The organism is Leptotrichia hongkongensis (assembly GCF_007990635.1).
In the GTDB taxonomy this organism is placed as follows: domain Bacteria; phylum Fusobacteriota; class Fusobacteriia; order Fusobacteriales; family Leptotrichiaceae; genus Leptotrichia; species Leptotrichia hongkongensis.
Genome location: NZ_AP019846.1, coordinates 2,190,938 through 2,207,368, shown reverse-complemented (window position 1 = coordinate 2,207,368; position 16,431 = coordinate 2,190,938). Strand labels below are relative to the sequence as shown.

Genomic DNA, 16,431 nt, shown 5'->3' with positions numbered 1-16,431 from the left:
TTTTTTATTGCTTTAATTTTGTAAAAAAATACCCCAATCAATGATTGAGATACTTTTTTCGTCTTTTTTATTATCTTCCAAGTTGCTGTTGCTGTCTTTGTTGTATAATACGTTGCTGCTCAATAGCGTTTGGAGTTTTTATAAGATTTACTGGTATTTCTATTGACTGTCCATTTCTAAGGACAGTTAATTTTATAGTTTGTCCTACTTTTTTAGCGGCTATTTCTCCAACAAATGCACCTGCAGAGTTTACGCTTTTTCCATCAACAGCTGTAATAACATCATTTCTAGTTATTCCTGCAGCTGCGGCTGGACCATTTGGAACAACATTTCCTATGAATACACCATTTGATGATTTTAAGTTAAGAGCTTTTACTTTGTTTTCATCTAAATTATCTAAATATACTCCAATATATGGTTTTTCAAATTTACCGTTTGCAATAATTGAGTCTTTTACCGTCATTACCAAGTTTGCTGGAATAGCAAATCCGATTCCTACACTTCCTCCGCTTTGTGAATAAATCGCAGTGTTTACTCCAATAACTTTTCCTGTTATGTCAATTAATGGACCTCCACTATTTCCCTGATTGATAGCGGCATCTGTTTGAATAAAGTTTTCTATTTCTTCAATTCCAAGTGAGCTACGTCCTGCAGCACTTACAATTCCAACTGTCATCGAGTCGTTCAATCCCAATGGATTTCCAAAGGCTATTGACCACTGTCCGATTTGGACTTGATCCGAATTTGCAAATTCTAATGGTTTAAAAGTCTCGTTTGAATTAATTTTTAGTACGGCAATGTCAACTTCAGGTGAAGTTCCTACAAGTTTTGTACGGTATTCACGTCCATTTGAGAATTTTACATAAATTTCGTCTGCACCGTCAATAACGTGGTTATTTGTAACAATATATCCGTCCTTTGAAACAACGAATCCTGAACCAAGTGATCCTGATTCACGTTTTTCCTGTCCTCCAGAACGTCCATATAACAACTCTTCCAATGGGTTATAAGTATTTACTGTCACTGTCTTTTTAGTTCTGATATTTACAATTGAATCTTTTACGCTGTTATGAACACTTACAAAGGCATCTTGAGTTTGAACGGCATTTTTAGTATATTTTTGCAGTTCTTCCTGGGAAATTGTCTTCTGCTGTTCAACATTTGCTGTATTGCTTTTATTTTCAGAATTATTTTCAGTTTTGTTGGAACAGCTTAAAATTAAGAACAACATTGACAATAATGCAAATTTTTTATTTTCTTTTTTTATAAAATTTATTTTTTTCATATTTATTTACCTCATTTCTAGTTTTATGATAAACTTATTTTTAAAATTATTTTAGAATATAAGCTCAAAATCCTGATTTATTAGTCTTTAATTAGTCTGATTTTAAAGGATTGGATATATTTTAGTGAATAAAAGTTTATTATTCTTATGATTTTTATTTGAATTCCATTTATTAAATCATATTTTTTGCAAATTCATAAATAACCTGCTATGCTTATTGTCTTTTTCACCATAATATGTTATCCTATACACAGTAAAATTAAAAAAATATACAAAATCAAGGAGAAAAGTTAATAATGTTTAATAATTTAGGAGACAGATTTAAGGATATATTTAAAAAAGTCAGCGGACAGGGAAAGTTGACAGAGAGCAATATGAAGGATGCTTTGAGGGAAGTACGGTTAGCATTGCTTGAAGCGGATGTAAACTATGGAGTGGCTAAGAACTTTGTAGCAAAAATTCGGGAAAAGGCACTAGGGGAACATGTTATTAGTGGAGTTAATCCTACACAGCAATTTATCAAGATTGTAAATGATGAACTTGTGGAAGTGCTAGGAGGATCAAATGTTTCAATCGCAAAAGCTGATAAAAACCCTACTATTGTAATGCTTTCCGGACTTCAAGGGGCTGGGAAAACTACATTTTCTGGGAAATTAGCAAAACATCTAAAATCAAAAGGAGAAAAGCCATTTCTGATTGGAGCAGATGTTTATAGACCTGCTGCGAAAAAGCAATTGAAGGTATTAGGAGAGCAAGTGAAAGTTCCTGTATTTACGATTGATGAAAGTACAGATGCGGTGGAAATTGTAAAACAGGGAATTGAGGCTTCAAAAAATGAACATGCGACTTATGTTATTATTGATACGGCGGGAAGACTTCACATTGATGAACAGCTTATGAATGAACTGCAAGATATAAAGGACAGTTTTAATCCAAATGAAATTTTGCTTGTAGTTGATGGAATGACGGGACAGGATGCAGTTAATGTGGCAAAAGAGTTTAATGAACAGCTTGATATTACTGGAGTTGTGCTTACAAAGCTGGATGGAGATACTCGTGGAGGGGCTGCCCTTTCAGTAAAGGAAGTTGCAGGAAAGCCAATTAAATTTATAAGTGAAGGGGAAAAACTGGATGATATTGCACCATTTCACCCAGATAGGCTTGCTTCACGTATTCTTGGAATGGGAGATGTCGTTTCACTTGTAGAAAAGGCACAGGAAGCTATTGATGAAAAAGAAGCCAAGAAAATGGAAGAAAAATTTAGAAAGAACCAGTTTGACTTTGAAGATTTTTTAAAGCAGTTTAAAATGATAAGAAAAATGGGATCAATTGCTGGAATTATGAAAATGATACCAGGAGTTGACACTAGCATGATTGACATGGGAATGGCTGAAAAAGAAATGAAAAAGGTCGAAGCAATCATTTTTTCAATGACAGTTCAAGAAAGACGTGATCCAAAACTTCTAAAAAACGGAAGCCGTAAAATGAGAATTGCCAAAGGAAGCGGAGTTCAGGTAAATGACGTAAATAAATTGATAAAGCAGTTTGAGCAAATGAAACAGATGATGAAAATGTTTAACAGTGGCGGTATTCCAGGACTTGGTGGAGGATTTATGAAGGGCAGAAGAAGATAGAAATATAATATCAACTAAAATTTTTTATAAAACTGGAGAAAATAAAAAAGGAGAGACACAAATGAAAAAGTTAATTTTAGCATTATTTATTATTTTTGGAACACTATCGTTTTCAGCTTTTGACAAAGTTGTAATTGGAGTTATTAATGACAATTATGAAAGTCCAATAATATCAGGAACAATAAATAGAGGAGGACTTGCAAATCTTCTCTTTGGAATGAAAAAGGACGGAGATTTTGCAAAACAGATGTATCAAAACCTTTCAGGAGCAGATAAAGTTGAGTTTATTATAGAAAAACACGATGAATCTGCACTTGTAAGTATTTTGAAGCTATTTGAAAAAAACAAATACAAAGGACAGGTAGAAGTTACAGAAGTAGCGGCATCAGAAAATAAAAATATTCGTCAAATTACTACAAAGAATGGATGGACTTACAATGTGTACCCTTTTGCACGGGAAATAGTAGGAACTGTAAAAATTTCTGGAAGTGATACAACTAAAGCAGAATTTGTAGAAGGATTGTTTCAAAATGTAAAATCAAAAGTAAAATAAATTTTAAAGATTTAAAATGTGGGTATATATATTTATATACCTTTTTTATTTAATCTAAATTTTACTATAAAAATATAATTTTCAAAGAAAATTGAAAAAGATGACTATAAATAATAGGTTTGAGGGAAAGCAAAAAAATTATATCCAGTAGAAAAAATGTTAAATAAATTTAAAAAAATAGTTGCAAAAGAAGAAAAAAACGATTATAATATAAATATATAGAATAGTTTGATAATCAAATTTAAAAGATTCAGTAAGGTAAATAATTTTAGATGGAAAGGAAGTGTTTATGAGAAAGGCGATTTTAGTAACAAGTTTTGGTACATCGCATAAGGATACAAGAGAAAAATGCCTTGACTCGATTCAAAAAGAAGTGGAAGCAAAATATGGAACTGAAAATGTGGAAAGAGCCTACACTTCAGGAGTTATAAGACGAATAGTGGAAAGAAAAGAAGGAATCCACATATTTGATCAGGAGGAAGGGCTAGAAGCCTTAAAAAATAAAGGATATGATGAGATTATCACAATGTCTTTACATATTCTAGATGGAATTGAGTATTCAAAACTTAATAACAAATATGGAAAAATTTCAAAACCACTTTTAACAACTGATGAAGACTTTAAAAAAGTTGTGAGCAATGAAGAATTTAACAATCTTGAAGGAAATGATGCCATTGTATTTATGGGTCACGGATCTGAAAGTGTCGCAGACATTACATATCAACGGCTTCAAGAGGAATATGAGAAAGCTGGAAAAGATAATATTTTTGTAGCAACAGTTGAAGGAAAAGTTACAATTGAAGATGTTATCCAGAAGTTAAAAGGAAGAGGATTTAAGAAAATACTGTTAAAGCCGTTTATGATTGTGGCAGGAGATCATGCCAAAAATGATATGGCTTCTGATGAGGATGATTCATGGAAAACTGTTCTTGAGAATGAAGGATACGAAGTAACACCTTTATTAAAGGGAATGGGAGAATATCAGTTTATACGTGAAATGTTTATGGATAAATTAGAAGAAGTTTATTAATATAGCAAAAGAATAATTTTAAATTTATAATTTTATAGGTGTTGTAAAACTTAATAAGGAAACTAGTTAGAATCTGGTACAGCCACCTCTACTGTGATACTGACGAAAGTACTGAAAAACCACTGGAATATAATTATATTTTGGGAAGGGTATGAGTAGGATGAAGTTAGTCAGGAGACTTGCCTATATTAAAAAATTTTATTTTTCGGGAAGGGAAAAATTTAATATATAAAAACTGCTGTAAATCTGCATAAATACTATCCATCTGTTTTAATATATAAATTTTAGTTCAATTTTCTGAGTTGGATTTTTTTGTTTATATAAAATTTTAAAAATATAAAAAAATCTCTTATTAGTATAGGAATAATAAAATATAACTAATACTATGAGATAAATAAAATAGTCATATTTTTTGAAGGAGGAAGTGATAAGTATCACGAGTTTAGACCAATGACGAAGAATAAAAAAATAGCAAAATATGCTACACAAATATTAATTGTACTTTTTGGAATAAGTTTTTTTACTTTCTGTCTTATGTATATTTCGCCGGGAGACCCTGCACAAGTAATGCTGACAGAGTGTGGACTTATTCCAACGCCTGAACTTCTGGCTCAAACTAGGGCGGAACTTGGGCTTAACCAGCCTTTCTACATCCAATACTGGAAATGGCTGTTTGGAGTGCTGCAAGGAAACTTTGGTAAATCGTATTCACTAAGAATACCTGTAATTCAGAAAATTGCTCAGGCATTCATGCCTACATTATCATTATCTTTTCTGTCACTTTTTATGATGTGTGCAATGTCGATACCGCTTGGAATACTTGCGGCAGTAAAAGAAAATAAATGGCAAGATTATTTGATAAGAATGATAACATTTATGGGAATGTCTGTACCTAGTTTCTGGCTAGGGCTAGTATTTTTGAGTATTTTTGGAGTGCAACTAGGATTGGTATCAGTTTCAGGCGGAAATGCTGATTTTGGTTCAATGATTTTACCTGCATTTACAATAGCGATAGCAATGTCAGCTAAGTATATACGTCAAATAAGACATATATTCCTTGAAGAACTTGGAAAAAGTTATGTGACAGGGGCTAGAATGAGAGGAATAAAAGAAAGAGATATTTTATGGAAACATGTACTGCCTAATGCAATGCTTCCAATAATAACACTTCTAGGACTTTCATTAGGAAGCCTTCTGGGAGGAACTGCAGTTGTAGAAATAGTTTATAACTGGCCAGGAATGGGAAGAATGGCAGTAAAGGCGATTTCATCTCAGGATTATCCTTTGATACAGGCTTATGTGCTTATAATTGCTTTCTTATATCTAATTGTAAATATTGCGGTAGATATTTCTTATAAATATCTGGATGCAAGGGTTGAGGAGGTAATTTAGGTTTGAATAAATTAAAATTTGTTGGAAAAAATACACAACTGAAAATATTTCTGGCGCTTGCAGTCATTGTGGTATTAATTGCAATTTTTGCACCATTTATAGTGCCTAATAATCCTTTTAAACAATTAGCGCCAAGTTTGCAACGTCCATCAAAACAGTATATTTTTGGAACGGATCAGCTTGGAAGAGATTTGTTTTCAAGAGTTATATATGGTTCAAGATACTCGATATTCATGACTTTGACTTTGATGTTTATAATTTTTTCTGTAGGAACTATACTGGGAGTAGTTGCAGGATATTTTGGAGGAATTGTTGATACAGTAATAATGAGACTTGGAGATATGATGATTGCATTTCCGGGATTAATTCTTGCTATAGCGATAGCTGGACTTTTGAATCCAAGTGTGAAAAATTCAATTATAGCAATAGCGGCAGTTACTTGGACAAAATACGCAAGGCTTGCAAGGAGCATGGTTCTTAAGATAAAGCAGGAACTGTATGTAGAAGCGGCAAAAATAACAGGAAGCAGGGATTATTCAGTAATATTTAAATATATAATTCCAAATATGATTACAACGATGATAGTAACAGCAGTTTCAGATATGGGGACATTAATGCTGGAAATAGCGGCACTTTCATTCCTAGGATTTGGAGCACAGCCTCCAACACCAGAATGGGGAGCAATGCTTAACGAAGGTAGAACAACACTTAGCAGAGCTCCTTGGATGATGATGTATCCAGGGCTAGCAATAGTAATTGTTGTAATTATATTCAACATGCTGGGAGATTCGGTAAGAGATTTAGTTGATATAAAAAGTGAATAATTAAAAAAAGTAACAAAAAATAAAATATATAGGGAGAAAAGAATGTTAAAAAATCGTAAAAGTAAATTTTTAATTTTAATTTTAGCAGTATTGATGCTGCTTGTAGCATGTGGTGGAAAAGGTGGTTCTGCAAAAAGTAAAACTAATCCAGATGAACTTGTAGTTGGAGTAACTTCGTTTGCAGATACGCTTGAGCCTACAGATCAATATTTTAGCTGGGTTGTAACTCGTTATGGTGTTGGAGAGAACTTGACAATTTTTGATGAAAAAGGTAACTTGCAGCCATTGCTTGCTGAAAGCTGGAAATTAAGTAATGATAAATTAGAGTGGACTTTTAAAATAAGAGATGGAGTAACTTTCTCAAATGGACATCCATTGACAGCAGAAGCAGTAAAAAAATCAATAGAAAGAGTATTTGCTAAAAATAAAAGAGCAGAATCATTCTTTAAATATGCTTCAATAGAAGCCAATGGACAAGAATTGAAAATAAAAACAAAAGAGCCTGTAGCAATATTGCCTGAATCATTGGCAGATCCATTATTCTTAATAGTTGATACATCAGTTAATACAGATGAATTTGCTCAAAAAGGACCAATATCAACAGGACCGTTTATTGTTCAAGAATTTAAGCCTGGTGAACAGACAGTTGTTGTAAGAAATGAAAAGTATTGGAATGGAAAAGCAAAATTGGCAAAAGTAACATTTAAAGATATAAATGATCAAAATACAAGAGCATTATCGTTAAAATCAGGAGAAATTGATGTAGCGTACAACTTGAAAGTTACTAATAAGGCTGATTTTGAAGGGGATAAAAATATTGTAATAAATGAATTGAAATCACTTAGATCAACTTATGCCTTTATGAATCAAACTAAAGGACTTAAAGATAAAGTATTAAGAGAAGCAATAATAAGAGGTGCAAATAGAGAAAACTATACACAAAACTTATTACAAGGTGGAGCAACTCCAGGAAAAGCACCAGTACCTCCGACATTGGACTTCGGATTTAATGAATTAAAGGATGAAAATGCTTATAATCGTGAAAGTGCTAAAAAATTATTAGCAGATGCAGGTTATAAAGATGTGGATGGAGATGGATTTGTAGAACGTCCTGATGGATCAAAACTTGACTTGAACTTTGTAATTTATACAAGTAGAGAAGAATTAGGAATCTATGCTCAGGCATTTCAGACAGATATGAAGGAAATTGGAATCAAAGTAACATTAAAGCCTGTGAGTTATGAAACAGTTTTGAGTATGAGAGACGATTCAAACTTTGATATGTTAATTTGGAACGTACTTGCTGCAAATACTGGAGATCCTGAAAAATACTTGCATGAAAACTGGTACAGCAAAGCAGAAACAAACAAAACAGGTTATTCAAACCCTGAAGTTGACAAAATGCTTGATGAGTTATCAAAAGAATTTGACAAAGCTAAGAGAAAAGACCTGATTGTAAAAATACAGCAGTTAATAATGAACGATGCTGCTACAATGTTCTTTGGATATGAAACTACATTCCTTTACAGCAACAAAGCAGTAACAGGACTTAAAATGTATCCAATGGATTACTACTGGATAACAAAAGATGTAGCAAAAGCTAATTAAGGAGAATTTATGTTGGAGATAAAAGATTTGACAATTCAGTATGGAGATAAGGATCCAGTAGTTGAAAATTTTTCTCTTTCATTGAAAAAAGGTGAAATAATAACAATAGTTGGGGAAAGCGGTAGTGGAAAATCTACCGTTCTTTCTTCTATTTTGGGACTATTGCCAAATGGAGGGAAAATAATTTCAGGCGATATAATTTATAATGGAGAATCAATGCTCAGTAAAAGCCTTAATCAATGGAGGGAACTGCGAGGGACTGAAATAACTATGATTTCACAGGATTCAGGAGGAACTCTTAATCCAATAAGAAAAATAGGAAAACAGTTTGTCGAATACATTCAGACACATTCCAAAATGTCAGCAAAAGAAGCTGAAGAAAAAGCAGAAGATATGTTTTCCAAAGTAAACTTGCCAGATCCTGAAATCATTATGAAAAGCTATCCGCACCAACTGTCAGGTGGAATGAAACAGCGTGTAGGAATAGCAATGGCACTAACTTTCCATCCAAAAATTATTCTGGCAGATGAGCCTACAAGTGCATTAGATGTTATAACACAGGCTCAAATAGTAAAGGAAATAATGGATCTCAGAAAAAAATTTGACACTTCTATCATAATGGTAACTCACAATCTGGGAGTTGCTGCATATATTTCAGATAAAATAATTGTTATGCAGAATGGAAAAATAGTTGATGCAGGTAATAAAAATGAAGTTATAGAAAATCCAAAAAGTGAATATACTAAAAAATTGCTAGAAGCTGTGCCTGAAATTGGAGGTGAAAGGCTTGTCTAATATTAATGACGTAATTCTTGAAACAAAAAATCTTACAAAAATTTATGAAAAATTAAATGATAAAAAAGTAGTGGCTTGTAATAAAGTGAATTTAAAAATTCATAAAGGAAAAACTTTGGGAATTGTTGGAGAATCAGGATCAGGAAAAACAACACTTGTAAATATGCTTATGGACTTGGAAAAGCCAACCTCTGGAGAGATTTTATATCACGGAAGGGATATAAGTAAGTTTACAAAACAGGAAGTGTGGGAAAATAGACAAAATATCCAAATAGTCTTTCAAGATCCATGGTCAGCTTTTAATCCCAAAATGAACGTTATGAAAATCCTCACAGAGCCATTATTGAATTATAGTAGACTAAAAAGATCGGAAAGAAAGCAAAAAGCTATAGAACTTCTTAAAATGGTTGACTTGCCTGAAGAATTTGTAACAAAGTATCCTCAAAATATGAGTGGTGGGCAAAGACAAAGGCTTGGAATCGCAAGAGCAATTTCGCTTGAGCCAGAGATACTTATATGCGATGAGGCAACTTCCGCACTTGATGTTTCCATTCAAAAAAACATAGTGGAACTTCTTGTAAAATTACAAAAAGAAAAAAACATAACAATGATTTTTATATGTCACGACATTGCACTAATAGAGTCTTTTGCACACGAAATCGTAGTAATGTATCACGGAGATGTGGTGGAAGTAATAGAAGGCGGACAAATTTCTGAAAAAGCAAAACATCCATATACGAAGTCGTTATTGAGTGCAATATTTCCTGTACGTGGGGAAATGGTGGAAGTTAAGTAGGTTTTTGTGAAAAATTCTTTGTAAATTTTAATGATATAATTATAAAAAGAATCTACTTGTAATGAGGCAAACAAGACGATATAAAAAATGTATGTAAAATAAAAATTTTGAAGAGCAGAAAAATACTGCTCTTTTTTGTTTTTATTTATTATAATATGCTATAATATTTGTGTATTTAATTTATACATTTATATATAGGAGGATTGAATTTAATGAGAAATATGAAGTTTTTGTTATTATTTATTACTCAAATTTATTTATTTGGAACTTCTTTAGATTTTCCTTGCACGATGAATCTTACTCCTGAATGGATTTATAAGCCTAAATCTTATTCTGAGAAAAAAATAGAAATAACTAAAATTAATTCAAAAATTTGTAAAAATTCAAAAGATATTAGCTTTTTTGGAGATTTTGAATTAGACTATATTGAACTAAAAAAGGAAACAAAAGTAGAAAGATTTATAGTTTTACCTTCAAAAATAGAAAAAGAATACGCGTATGTTCCATTATTAGATAGTCAGAAATTGGAAAAAGAACCATTATATGTAACTATATTTACTGGGAATCAAAAAAATAGGCTGTATAATCAAATGGAAAAAGAATACTCACTATTAGATATTCAACAAATGAAAAAAGAACCTTTATATACAACTAAATTTATTGAAAATAAAGAAATAAAATATGAAATATATAATCAAATAGAAAAAAGGATAAAAGAAATAAATGATAAATTTAAAGCATTAGAAAGTTTTAATAAACTAGAAAATCAAGATGGTTCTTTTGTTTTATCTTATGTATTAAAACCAAGTTATTCTAATTTTGAATATATTGATTCAGAGTATTTAGTAGTTACTATGGAAAAATATTTTTATGTAATTGATTTAAAAAAGATTGAAATTGAACACGATAAAATAGATGAAGATATTTTAGAACTTTTAGAAATGATGAAGAGATTAAAATTTTTTTAAATAAGAAATTGGATTTTGAGCAATTTGGATTATAAAATAAAAGTATAGCATTTATGAAATAGTATAATTTATGAGCGAATTAACTATATAAGAATTTAATGTAATTTACAAAAAAATTTTGAGGAATATTTTGATAAATTATAAAAAAGGATTATAACATTTTGGTGTCAATAATCCTTTTGAATAAAATTCTGTTTTATTTTTTGAATTTTAAATATAATAATAAAAATAATAATTTTGACATAATCATTAATTATAGATAATATTTCTTATTCTTCATTTAATCTAGCAAGAAAATGTTTAAATTGTTTTTCATCCCTATCCAATTTTCCGAAAAAAACTTCATCAATTTGCTCAACTAACGGAACAGCTTTTTGTAATACTTCTTCTCCTTTTTTGTTCAAAATAACTGCTTTTGCCCTTGTATCTTTTGAATGTTCTTTTCTTTTTACAAAATTCTGTTTTTCTAATAAACTTAATATTTGAGATATTGTCATAACATCTATTCCTGCGAGTTTTGAAATCATAATTTGTGTGATTTCATTACCGTTTTGTGATAAATAAGCAAGTGAAGCTAAAACAACAAATTGAGGGTGTGTTAAGTTCATTTTCTTTAGTTCTTTTTTTATAATAGAATGCCATTTATTGTATACTCTCATAAATAACAATCCTGTTGATTTTTCTGAATTATCTTTATATTTTGATGTAAACAAGTATCAATCACCTTATCTTTCCAAGTAATTTTTTAGAATAAATATAGATTGAGGGACATCTGAAAAAACTTGGCTTAAAAATTCTAAATGCTGTTCATCTTCACTGTCCAAAATTACAGTATGTTTTATATTTATGCTTCCATCGTTGTTATCAATTATTTGATGACCAAAAAGAATATCTCCAAGCGGAGTTTCTGTTTTATCCCAAAATTCTTCAAAAGGTTTTACAAGAGTAAGTTTATATTCCATAGGGGGCATTCCTTCAAGTTCCATAGTTCCACATGAACCTGTCTTAAATTCACCTTTTAATGTGATATTTTTTAAGTCTTTTTCCCAATCATACCATTTTTCAATATTTGCATAGTATTCCCATGCATCTTCTTTTTTTGCTTTGATTTTTAAAGTAAAACTAAATTCCATTATATTTCCTCCTTATATTATATGTATACTTATTATAAATTATTTTATAATATTTGTCAACAATATTTTGTATACTCCAATATCATATTAATAAATTATTTAAATTTGAAAAAAATATCCTTTTTTAGGGTTGACAAATATAAGAAAGAGAGTATAATAATAGTAAAGAATTATAGGTGTTTTACAAACTTAATAAGGAAATCGGTTAGAATCCGATACAGCCCCCACTACTGTGAAGCTGACGAAAGTACACAAAACCACTGAGATATCTTGGATATTTTGGGAAGGGTACGAGTAGGATGAAGTTAGTCAGGAGACTTGCCTAATAATTTTTTATATAAAATTTTCTGGGAAGGGAAGATTTAATATACATCAATGTAAAAATAAATCAACGGTGATTTGTTCCATAAGCGTACTATACGATGGTGATATAGTTATTGTTGTGGAAGTTTTGACGTGTATTGGCTTCAGCTTTGGCTGATTTTTTTTTGGAACTTGCCGAAGGTTAAATTAAATTTGGAGAAGGAGAGAAAATGAAAAAGAGAACATTATTGTTTTTGGTTTTAACCAGCATGCTGTTAATAGGTGTAAATGGTTATTCAATGCACATTATGGAAGGTTTTTTACCTTTAAATTGGGTTATAGTATGGTTTGCAGTGTGTATTCCGTTTTGGATAATAGGAATAAAGAAGCTTCAATCTGTTTCTAAAGGGAGCGTGCGGGAAAAAATGACGCTTGCATTAGCGGGTGCATTTATATTTGTATTGTCGGCACTAAAAATTCCATCAGTTACAGGAAGTTCATCACATCCTACAGGAGTAGGGCTATCTACTATATTATACGGACCTTTTGTAACTTCCATTCTTGGAACAATCGTATTAATATTTCAAGCAGGATTGCTTGCACACGGAGGATTTACAACTTTGGGAGCAAACGCTGTTTCAATGGCAATTGCAGGACCAATTGTATCATATTTAGTGTATAAAGGATTTGAGAAAAAGAATAAGGCGTTAGCGGTATTTTTGGCAGCAGCGTTAGGAGATCTTGCGACTTATGTGGTAACATCAATTCAGCTTGCACTTGCATATCCATCTCCACAAGGTGGAGTAGTTGCTTCATTTATCAAATTTGGAGCGGTATTTGCAGTAACTCAGGTTCCTCTTGCAGTTATCGAAGGGCTACTTACAAACGTGGTGATGAATATACTTGAAAAATATAGCGTAAAAGAGGTGGAAGCTTAATGTCGGAAAATAAAAACAAAAGTGTATTTAAAAAGAATATTATTTTAATAATTGCAATAATTTTAATAGGTGTTATTCCTTTGCTTCTTGTAAAATCTGAATTTGGAGGATCTGATGACAAGGGAGAAGAAGTAATAAAAACTATAAAACCTGATTATGAGCCATGGGCTAAAAATTTAATAGAATTACCAGGAGATGAAACTGAAAGTCTGCTGTTTGCATTACAGGCGGCATTAGGTGCAGGAATTGTAGGGTATGTATTAGGCTATTTCAAAGGTGAAAGAAAAAATGCTGATAGATAAGGTATCTTACACAAATCCCATAAAAAATATAAACCCCGGAGTAAAGTTTATATTGTCAATGACGACATTAGTATTTTTACTTTATACTGGAAGTAAAATAGTATTTGTTTTTAATTTTATACTGTTTAATTTACTTCTTTTGTTTGTCGTAAAAGTGAAAATAGGTGACTTGTTAAAGCTGAACTTTATTCCGGCTTTATTTATTTTGACAACTGTAATTTCCTTGCTGTTTATAAAAGCGGATATATGGACATTTTTGCTACGTTCATTTTCCTCGATAGCTGTAGTTTATTTCCTTATTTGTTCTACTCCAATTATAGATTTGGACTATATATTTGCAAAGCTGAAATTTCCTAAAATATTTAGGGAAATGTTTTTACTAATTTACAGATATATATTTTTATTATTTGAAAATAAGGAAAAATTACATAATGCACAGGAAGTAAGACTAGGATACAGCAGTTTTAAAAATGGGATGAAATCATTTCCAATGCTAGTAGTTGCTATACTAAAAAAAACATACTACTATAATCTGAATTCTATAAAGGCTGTGGAATCAAGAATGGGAAAGGAGTTTATTTTTCTCATAGAAAATATAAAAAAATTGGGTTTGAAATAATATTCGTAATAATAATAGTTATAATAAATTTATATTTGGTGGTAAAATACAATGCTTAGACTTGAAAATATAACTTTTTCATATGATGAAGAAACAGAGGCTCTAAAAGATGTAACTTTAAATATTGAAAAAGGGAAAAAAACATTATTTCTTGGGGAAAATGGCTCAGGAAAATCAACATTATTTTTAATAATGAATGGACTTTTGAAAGCACAAAAGGGAAATATTTATTTTGAAGAGAAAAAAATAGAGCATAAAAAGAAAAATCTCGAAGAATTGAGAAAAAAAGTCGGGATAATTTTTCAGGATCCTGAAATACAGATTTTTGCACCTTTAGTATTTCAGGAAGTAGCTTACGGACCTGAAAATCTTGGATATTCTAAAGAGGAAGTAGAAAAAAATGTAAACAGGGCAATGAAAGAAATCAATATAACAGATTTAAAAGATAGACCTTGTCATCATCTGAGCTATGGACAGAAAAAAAGAGTCTCAATAGCTGCAATTACGGCAATGGAGCCAGAACTTCTTATTCTAGATGAACCAACTGCATGGCTTGATTCTAAAAATACAAAAAGAGTATCAGAAATTCTAGATAATTTTTCCAAAGCAGGAAAAACAATGGTGGTATCAACTCACGATACAGATTTTGCCTATGAATTTGCTGACTATATCTATGTCCTTGAAAAAGGGAGAATTGTACGGCAAGGGAGCAGGGACGAGGTTTTTGAGGATTTTGAATTTTTGAAGAAATTAAATTTGAATATTCCAAATGTACTGAAAATAAAAAGTTATCTCAAGTATAAAAATCTTGATGAAAATGATTATTATAAATTTTTGGAGGAAAAAAACTTGCTATGAAAAAAATACTTATATCGGGAGCAATGAGTGGTGGTGGAAAGACTACAGTAAGCAGCATATTGATGTCAGCTTTTGAAAATGTGGCACCTTTTAAAGTTGGTCCAGACTACATCGACCCTGGTTATCATGAGTTGTTCACGGGAAATAAATCTCGTAATTTAGATGCTTTTATGTTTGATGAAAGTACGTTAAGGCATATATTTGAAACAGGAGCGAAAGGAAGCAATATCGCTATAGTTGAGGGAGTTATGGGGCTTTATGATGGAATTGGGCATGAAAAGGATAATTTTAGTACAGCTCATGTATCAAGAATACTTGATATACCAGTAATTCTTGTAGTTAACGCAAAAGGAATCTCCACAAGCATAGCTGCCGAAGTTTTGGGTTTCAAGCTGTTTGATAAAAATGTTAAAATAAAGGGCATTATTTTAAATAATGTTTCTTCTGAAAAACTATACTTGAACTTGAAGGAAGCGGTAGAAAGATTTACGGGGATAGAATGCGTAGGATATTTGCCGAAAAATGAGAAATTATCGGTGGAAAGCAGACATCTGGGATTAAAACAGGCTTTTGAATTGAAAGGTTCAAAAGAGCTTGAGGAAAAGAAACAGCTGTTTAAGGAAATTGCACAAAATTGCTTAGATTTAGAAAAAATTTACGAAATAGCAGAAGAATTTGAAACAAAAAGCAGTATGGACAGTTTTGAGCCAATAAAGGACTTAAAGAATAAATATAAAGGAAAACGTGTTGGAGTTGCTAAAGATGGTGCATTTTCATTTTACTATGAGTCAAATCTGGAACTGATGAGATTTTCAGGATTAGAAATAGTAGAATTTAGCCCTGTAAAAGACGAAAAAATACCAGAAAATCTTGATATGATTTATCTTGGTGGAGGTTATCCTGAACTTTACTGGAAAGAATTGTCTGAAAATGTATCTATGAAGGAAAGTATAAAGCAGGCTTATGAAAATGGAGTAAAAATCTACGGAGAATGTGGCGGATTTATCTACTTAACAAATAAACTGAATTTGCTAGATGGAAATAGTGGAGATTTCTGTGGACTGATAGATGTGGAAATTTCTATGAAAAATAGGCTGAATATCGGAAGATTTGGATATATAAATATAAAAGCCGAAAATGGAATTTGTACAAAAGGACACGAATTTCATTATTCAGAAATTTCTGTAGATAATGAAAAAGAAAAATTTTATAAAATAGAAAAAAATGATGGAAGAAATTGGGTTTGCGGATATAGAAAAAATAGTCTTCTAGCAGGATACCCGCATATTTCGTTTTATTCAAATATAGAGTTTTTTAAATACTTGATAGAAAAGCTGTAGCTTTTTCAAGTAAGAGTACGTTGTTCATTGCTTTTGCGTGAAAACAAATTAGA

Annotated in this window: 17 protein-coding genes and 2 riboswitches; of the genes, 14 read left to right on the top strand and 3 right to left on the bottom strand. The window is 31.2% G+C overall.

Annotation, left to right across the window (positions count from 1 at the left end):
• Window positions 1–70: 70 nt before the first annotated feature.
• Window positions 71–1,285 carry a S1C family serine protease gene (locus tag FVE75_RS10535; protein WP_147006379.1) on the bottom strand — a complete coding sequence of 405 codons (1,215 nt, stop codon included), beginning with the start codon at window positions 1,283–1,285 and terminating at the stop codon, window positions 71–73.
• A 296-nt stretch (window positions 1,286–1,581) separates the two neighbouring features.
• Between FVE75_RS10535 and ffh the strand changes: the two genes are divergently transcribed.
• The 9 genes from ffh (at window position 1,582) to FVE75_RS10490 (ending at window position 10,885) form a co-directional block, all read left to right on the top strand.
• Window positions 1,582–2,919 carry a signal recognition particle protein gene (gene ffh, locus FVE75_RS10530; protein WP_147006378.1) on the top strand — a complete coding sequence of 446 codons (1,338 nt, stop codon included), beginning with the start codon at window positions 1,582–1,584 and terminating at the stop codon, window positions 2,917–2,919.
• Between the two features lie 61 nt (window positions 2,920–2,980).
• Window positions 2,981–3,472: a hypothetical protein gene (locus tag FVE75_RS10525; protein WP_147006377.1), complete on the top strand. Its 492-nt coding sequence runs from the start codon at window positions 2,981–2,983 to the stop codon at window positions 3,470–3,472.
• A 289-nt stretch (window positions 3,473–3,761) separates the two neighbouring features.
• Window positions 3,762–4,502, top strand: a complete 741-nt coding sequence (locus FVE75_RS10520) for a sirohydrochlorin cobaltochelatase (RefSeq protein WP_147006376.1) — start codon at window positions 3,762–3,764, stop codon at window positions 4,500–4,502.
• A 19-nt stretch (window positions 4,503–4,521) separates the two neighbouring features.
• A riboswitch (cobalamin riboswitch) is annotated at window positions 4,522–4,703 on the top strand.
• A gap of 249 nt (window positions 4,704–4,952) precedes the next feature.
• Window positions 4,953–5,894 carry a nickel ABC transporter permease gene (gene nikB, locus FVE75_RS10515; protein WP_147006375.1) on the top strand — a complete coding sequence of 314 codons (942 nt, stop codon included), beginning with the start codon at window positions 4,953–4,955 and terminating at the stop codon, window positions 5,892–5,894.
• A 2-nt stretch (window positions 5,895–5,896) separates the two neighbouring features.
• Window positions 5,897–6,718, top strand: coding sequence for a nickel transporter permease (gene nikC, locus FVE75_RS10510; protein WP_147006374.1), 822 nt, complete (start codon window positions 5,897–5,899; stop codon window positions 6,716–6,718).
• 42 nt (window positions 6,719–6,760) lie between these two features.
• Window positions 6,761–8,326 carry an ABC transporter substrate-binding protein gene (locus tag FVE75_RS10505; RefSeq protein ID WP_147006373.1) on the top strand — a complete coding sequence of 522 codons (1,566 nt, stop codon included), beginning with the start codon at window positions 6,761–6,763 and terminating at the stop codon, window positions 8,324–8,326.
• A 9-nt stretch (window positions 8,327–8,335) separates the two neighbouring features.
• Window positions 8,336–9,121: an ABC transporter ATP-binding protein gene (locus FVE75_RS10500; RefSeq protein WP_147006372.1), complete on the top strand. Its 786-nt coding sequence runs from the start codon at window positions 8,336–8,338 to the stop codon at window positions 9,119–9,121.
• Window positions 9,114–9,917, top strand: coding sequence for an ABC transporter ATP-binding protein (locus tag FVE75_RS10495; RefSeq protein WP_147006371.1), 804 nt, complete (start codon window positions 9,114–9,116; stop codon window positions 9,915–9,917). The genes FVE75_RS10500 and FVE75_RS10495 overlap by 8 nt, the downstream gene beginning before the upstream one ends.
• A gap of 212 nt (window positions 9,918–10,129) precedes the next feature.
• Window positions 10,130–10,885, top strand: a complete 756-nt coding sequence (locus FVE75_RS10490; protein ID WP_147006370.1) for a hypothetical protein — start codon at window positions 10,130–10,132, stop codon at window positions 10,883–10,885.
• Window positions 10,886–11,154: 269 nt separating this feature from the next.
• Here FVE75_RS10490 and FVE75_RS10485 read toward each other — a convergent pair whose 3' ends face one another.
• Together FVE75_RS10485 and FVE75_RS10480 are read right to left on the bottom strand one after the other, a co-directional pair.
• Window positions 11,155–11,598, bottom strand: a complete 444-nt coding sequence (locus tag FVE75_RS10485) for a MarR family winged helix-turn-helix transcriptional regulator (RefSeq protein WP_147006369.1) — start codon at window positions 11,596–11,598, stop codon at window positions 11,155–11,157.
• A gap of 12 nt (window positions 11,599–11,610) precedes the next feature.
• Window positions 11,611–12,018, bottom strand: coding sequence for an SRPBCC family protein (locus FVE75_RS10480; protein ID WP_147006368.1), 408 nt, complete (start codon window positions 12,016–12,018; stop codon window positions 11,611–11,613).
• Between the two features lie 157 nt (window positions 12,019–12,175).
• A riboswitch (cobalamin riboswitch) is annotated at window positions 12,176–12,358 on the top strand.
• Window positions 12,359–12,551: 193 nt separating this feature from the next.
• On the opposite strand from FVE75_RS10480, the gene FVE75_RS10475 reads away from it, so the two are divergent.
• The 5 genes from FVE75_RS10475 to FVE75_RS10455 are packed head-to-tail and all read left to right on the top strand — an operon-like array spanning window position 12,552 to window position 16,378.
• A complete protein-coding gene (locus FVE75_RS10475) occupies window positions 12,552–13,259 on the top strand; it encodes an energy-coupling factor ABC transporter permease (RefSeq protein WP_036070035.1) in 708 nt (235 codons plus the stop codon).
• Window positions 13,259–13,561 (top strand): energy-coupling factor ABC transporter substrate-binding protein, encoded by a 303-nt coding sequence (locus FVE75_RS10470; protein ID WP_147006367.1) that lies wholly within the window; start codon window positions 13,259–13,261, stop codon window positions 13,559–13,561. Before FVE75_RS10475 ends, FVE75_RS10470 begins: the two co-directional genes overlap by 1 nt.
• On the top strand, window positions 13,548–14,180 hold the full coding sequence (locus FVE75_RS10465; RefSeq protein ID WP_232052551.1) for a CbiQ family ECF transporter T component: 633 nt from the start codon (window positions 13,548–13,550) through the stop codon (window positions 14,178–14,180). Before FVE75_RS10470 ends, FVE75_RS10465 begins: the two co-directional genes overlap by 14 nt.
• Before the next feature lie 51 nt (window positions 14,181–14,231).
• On the top strand, window positions 14,232–15,038 hold the full coding sequence (locus FVE75_RS10460) for an energy-coupling factor ABC transporter ATP-binding protein (RefSeq protein ID WP_012806219.1): 807 nt from the start codon (window positions 14,232–14,234) through the stop codon (window positions 15,036–15,038).
• Window positions 15,035–16,378 (top strand): cobyrinate a,c-diamide synthase, encoded by a 1,344-nt coding sequence (locus FVE75_RS10455; RefSeq protein WP_147006366.1) that lies wholly within the window; start codon window positions 15,035–15,037, stop codon window positions 16,376–16,378. The genes FVE75_RS10460 and FVE75_RS10455 overlap by 4 nt, the downstream gene beginning before the upstream one ends.
• Window positions 16,379–16,431: the final 53 nt, after the last annotated feature.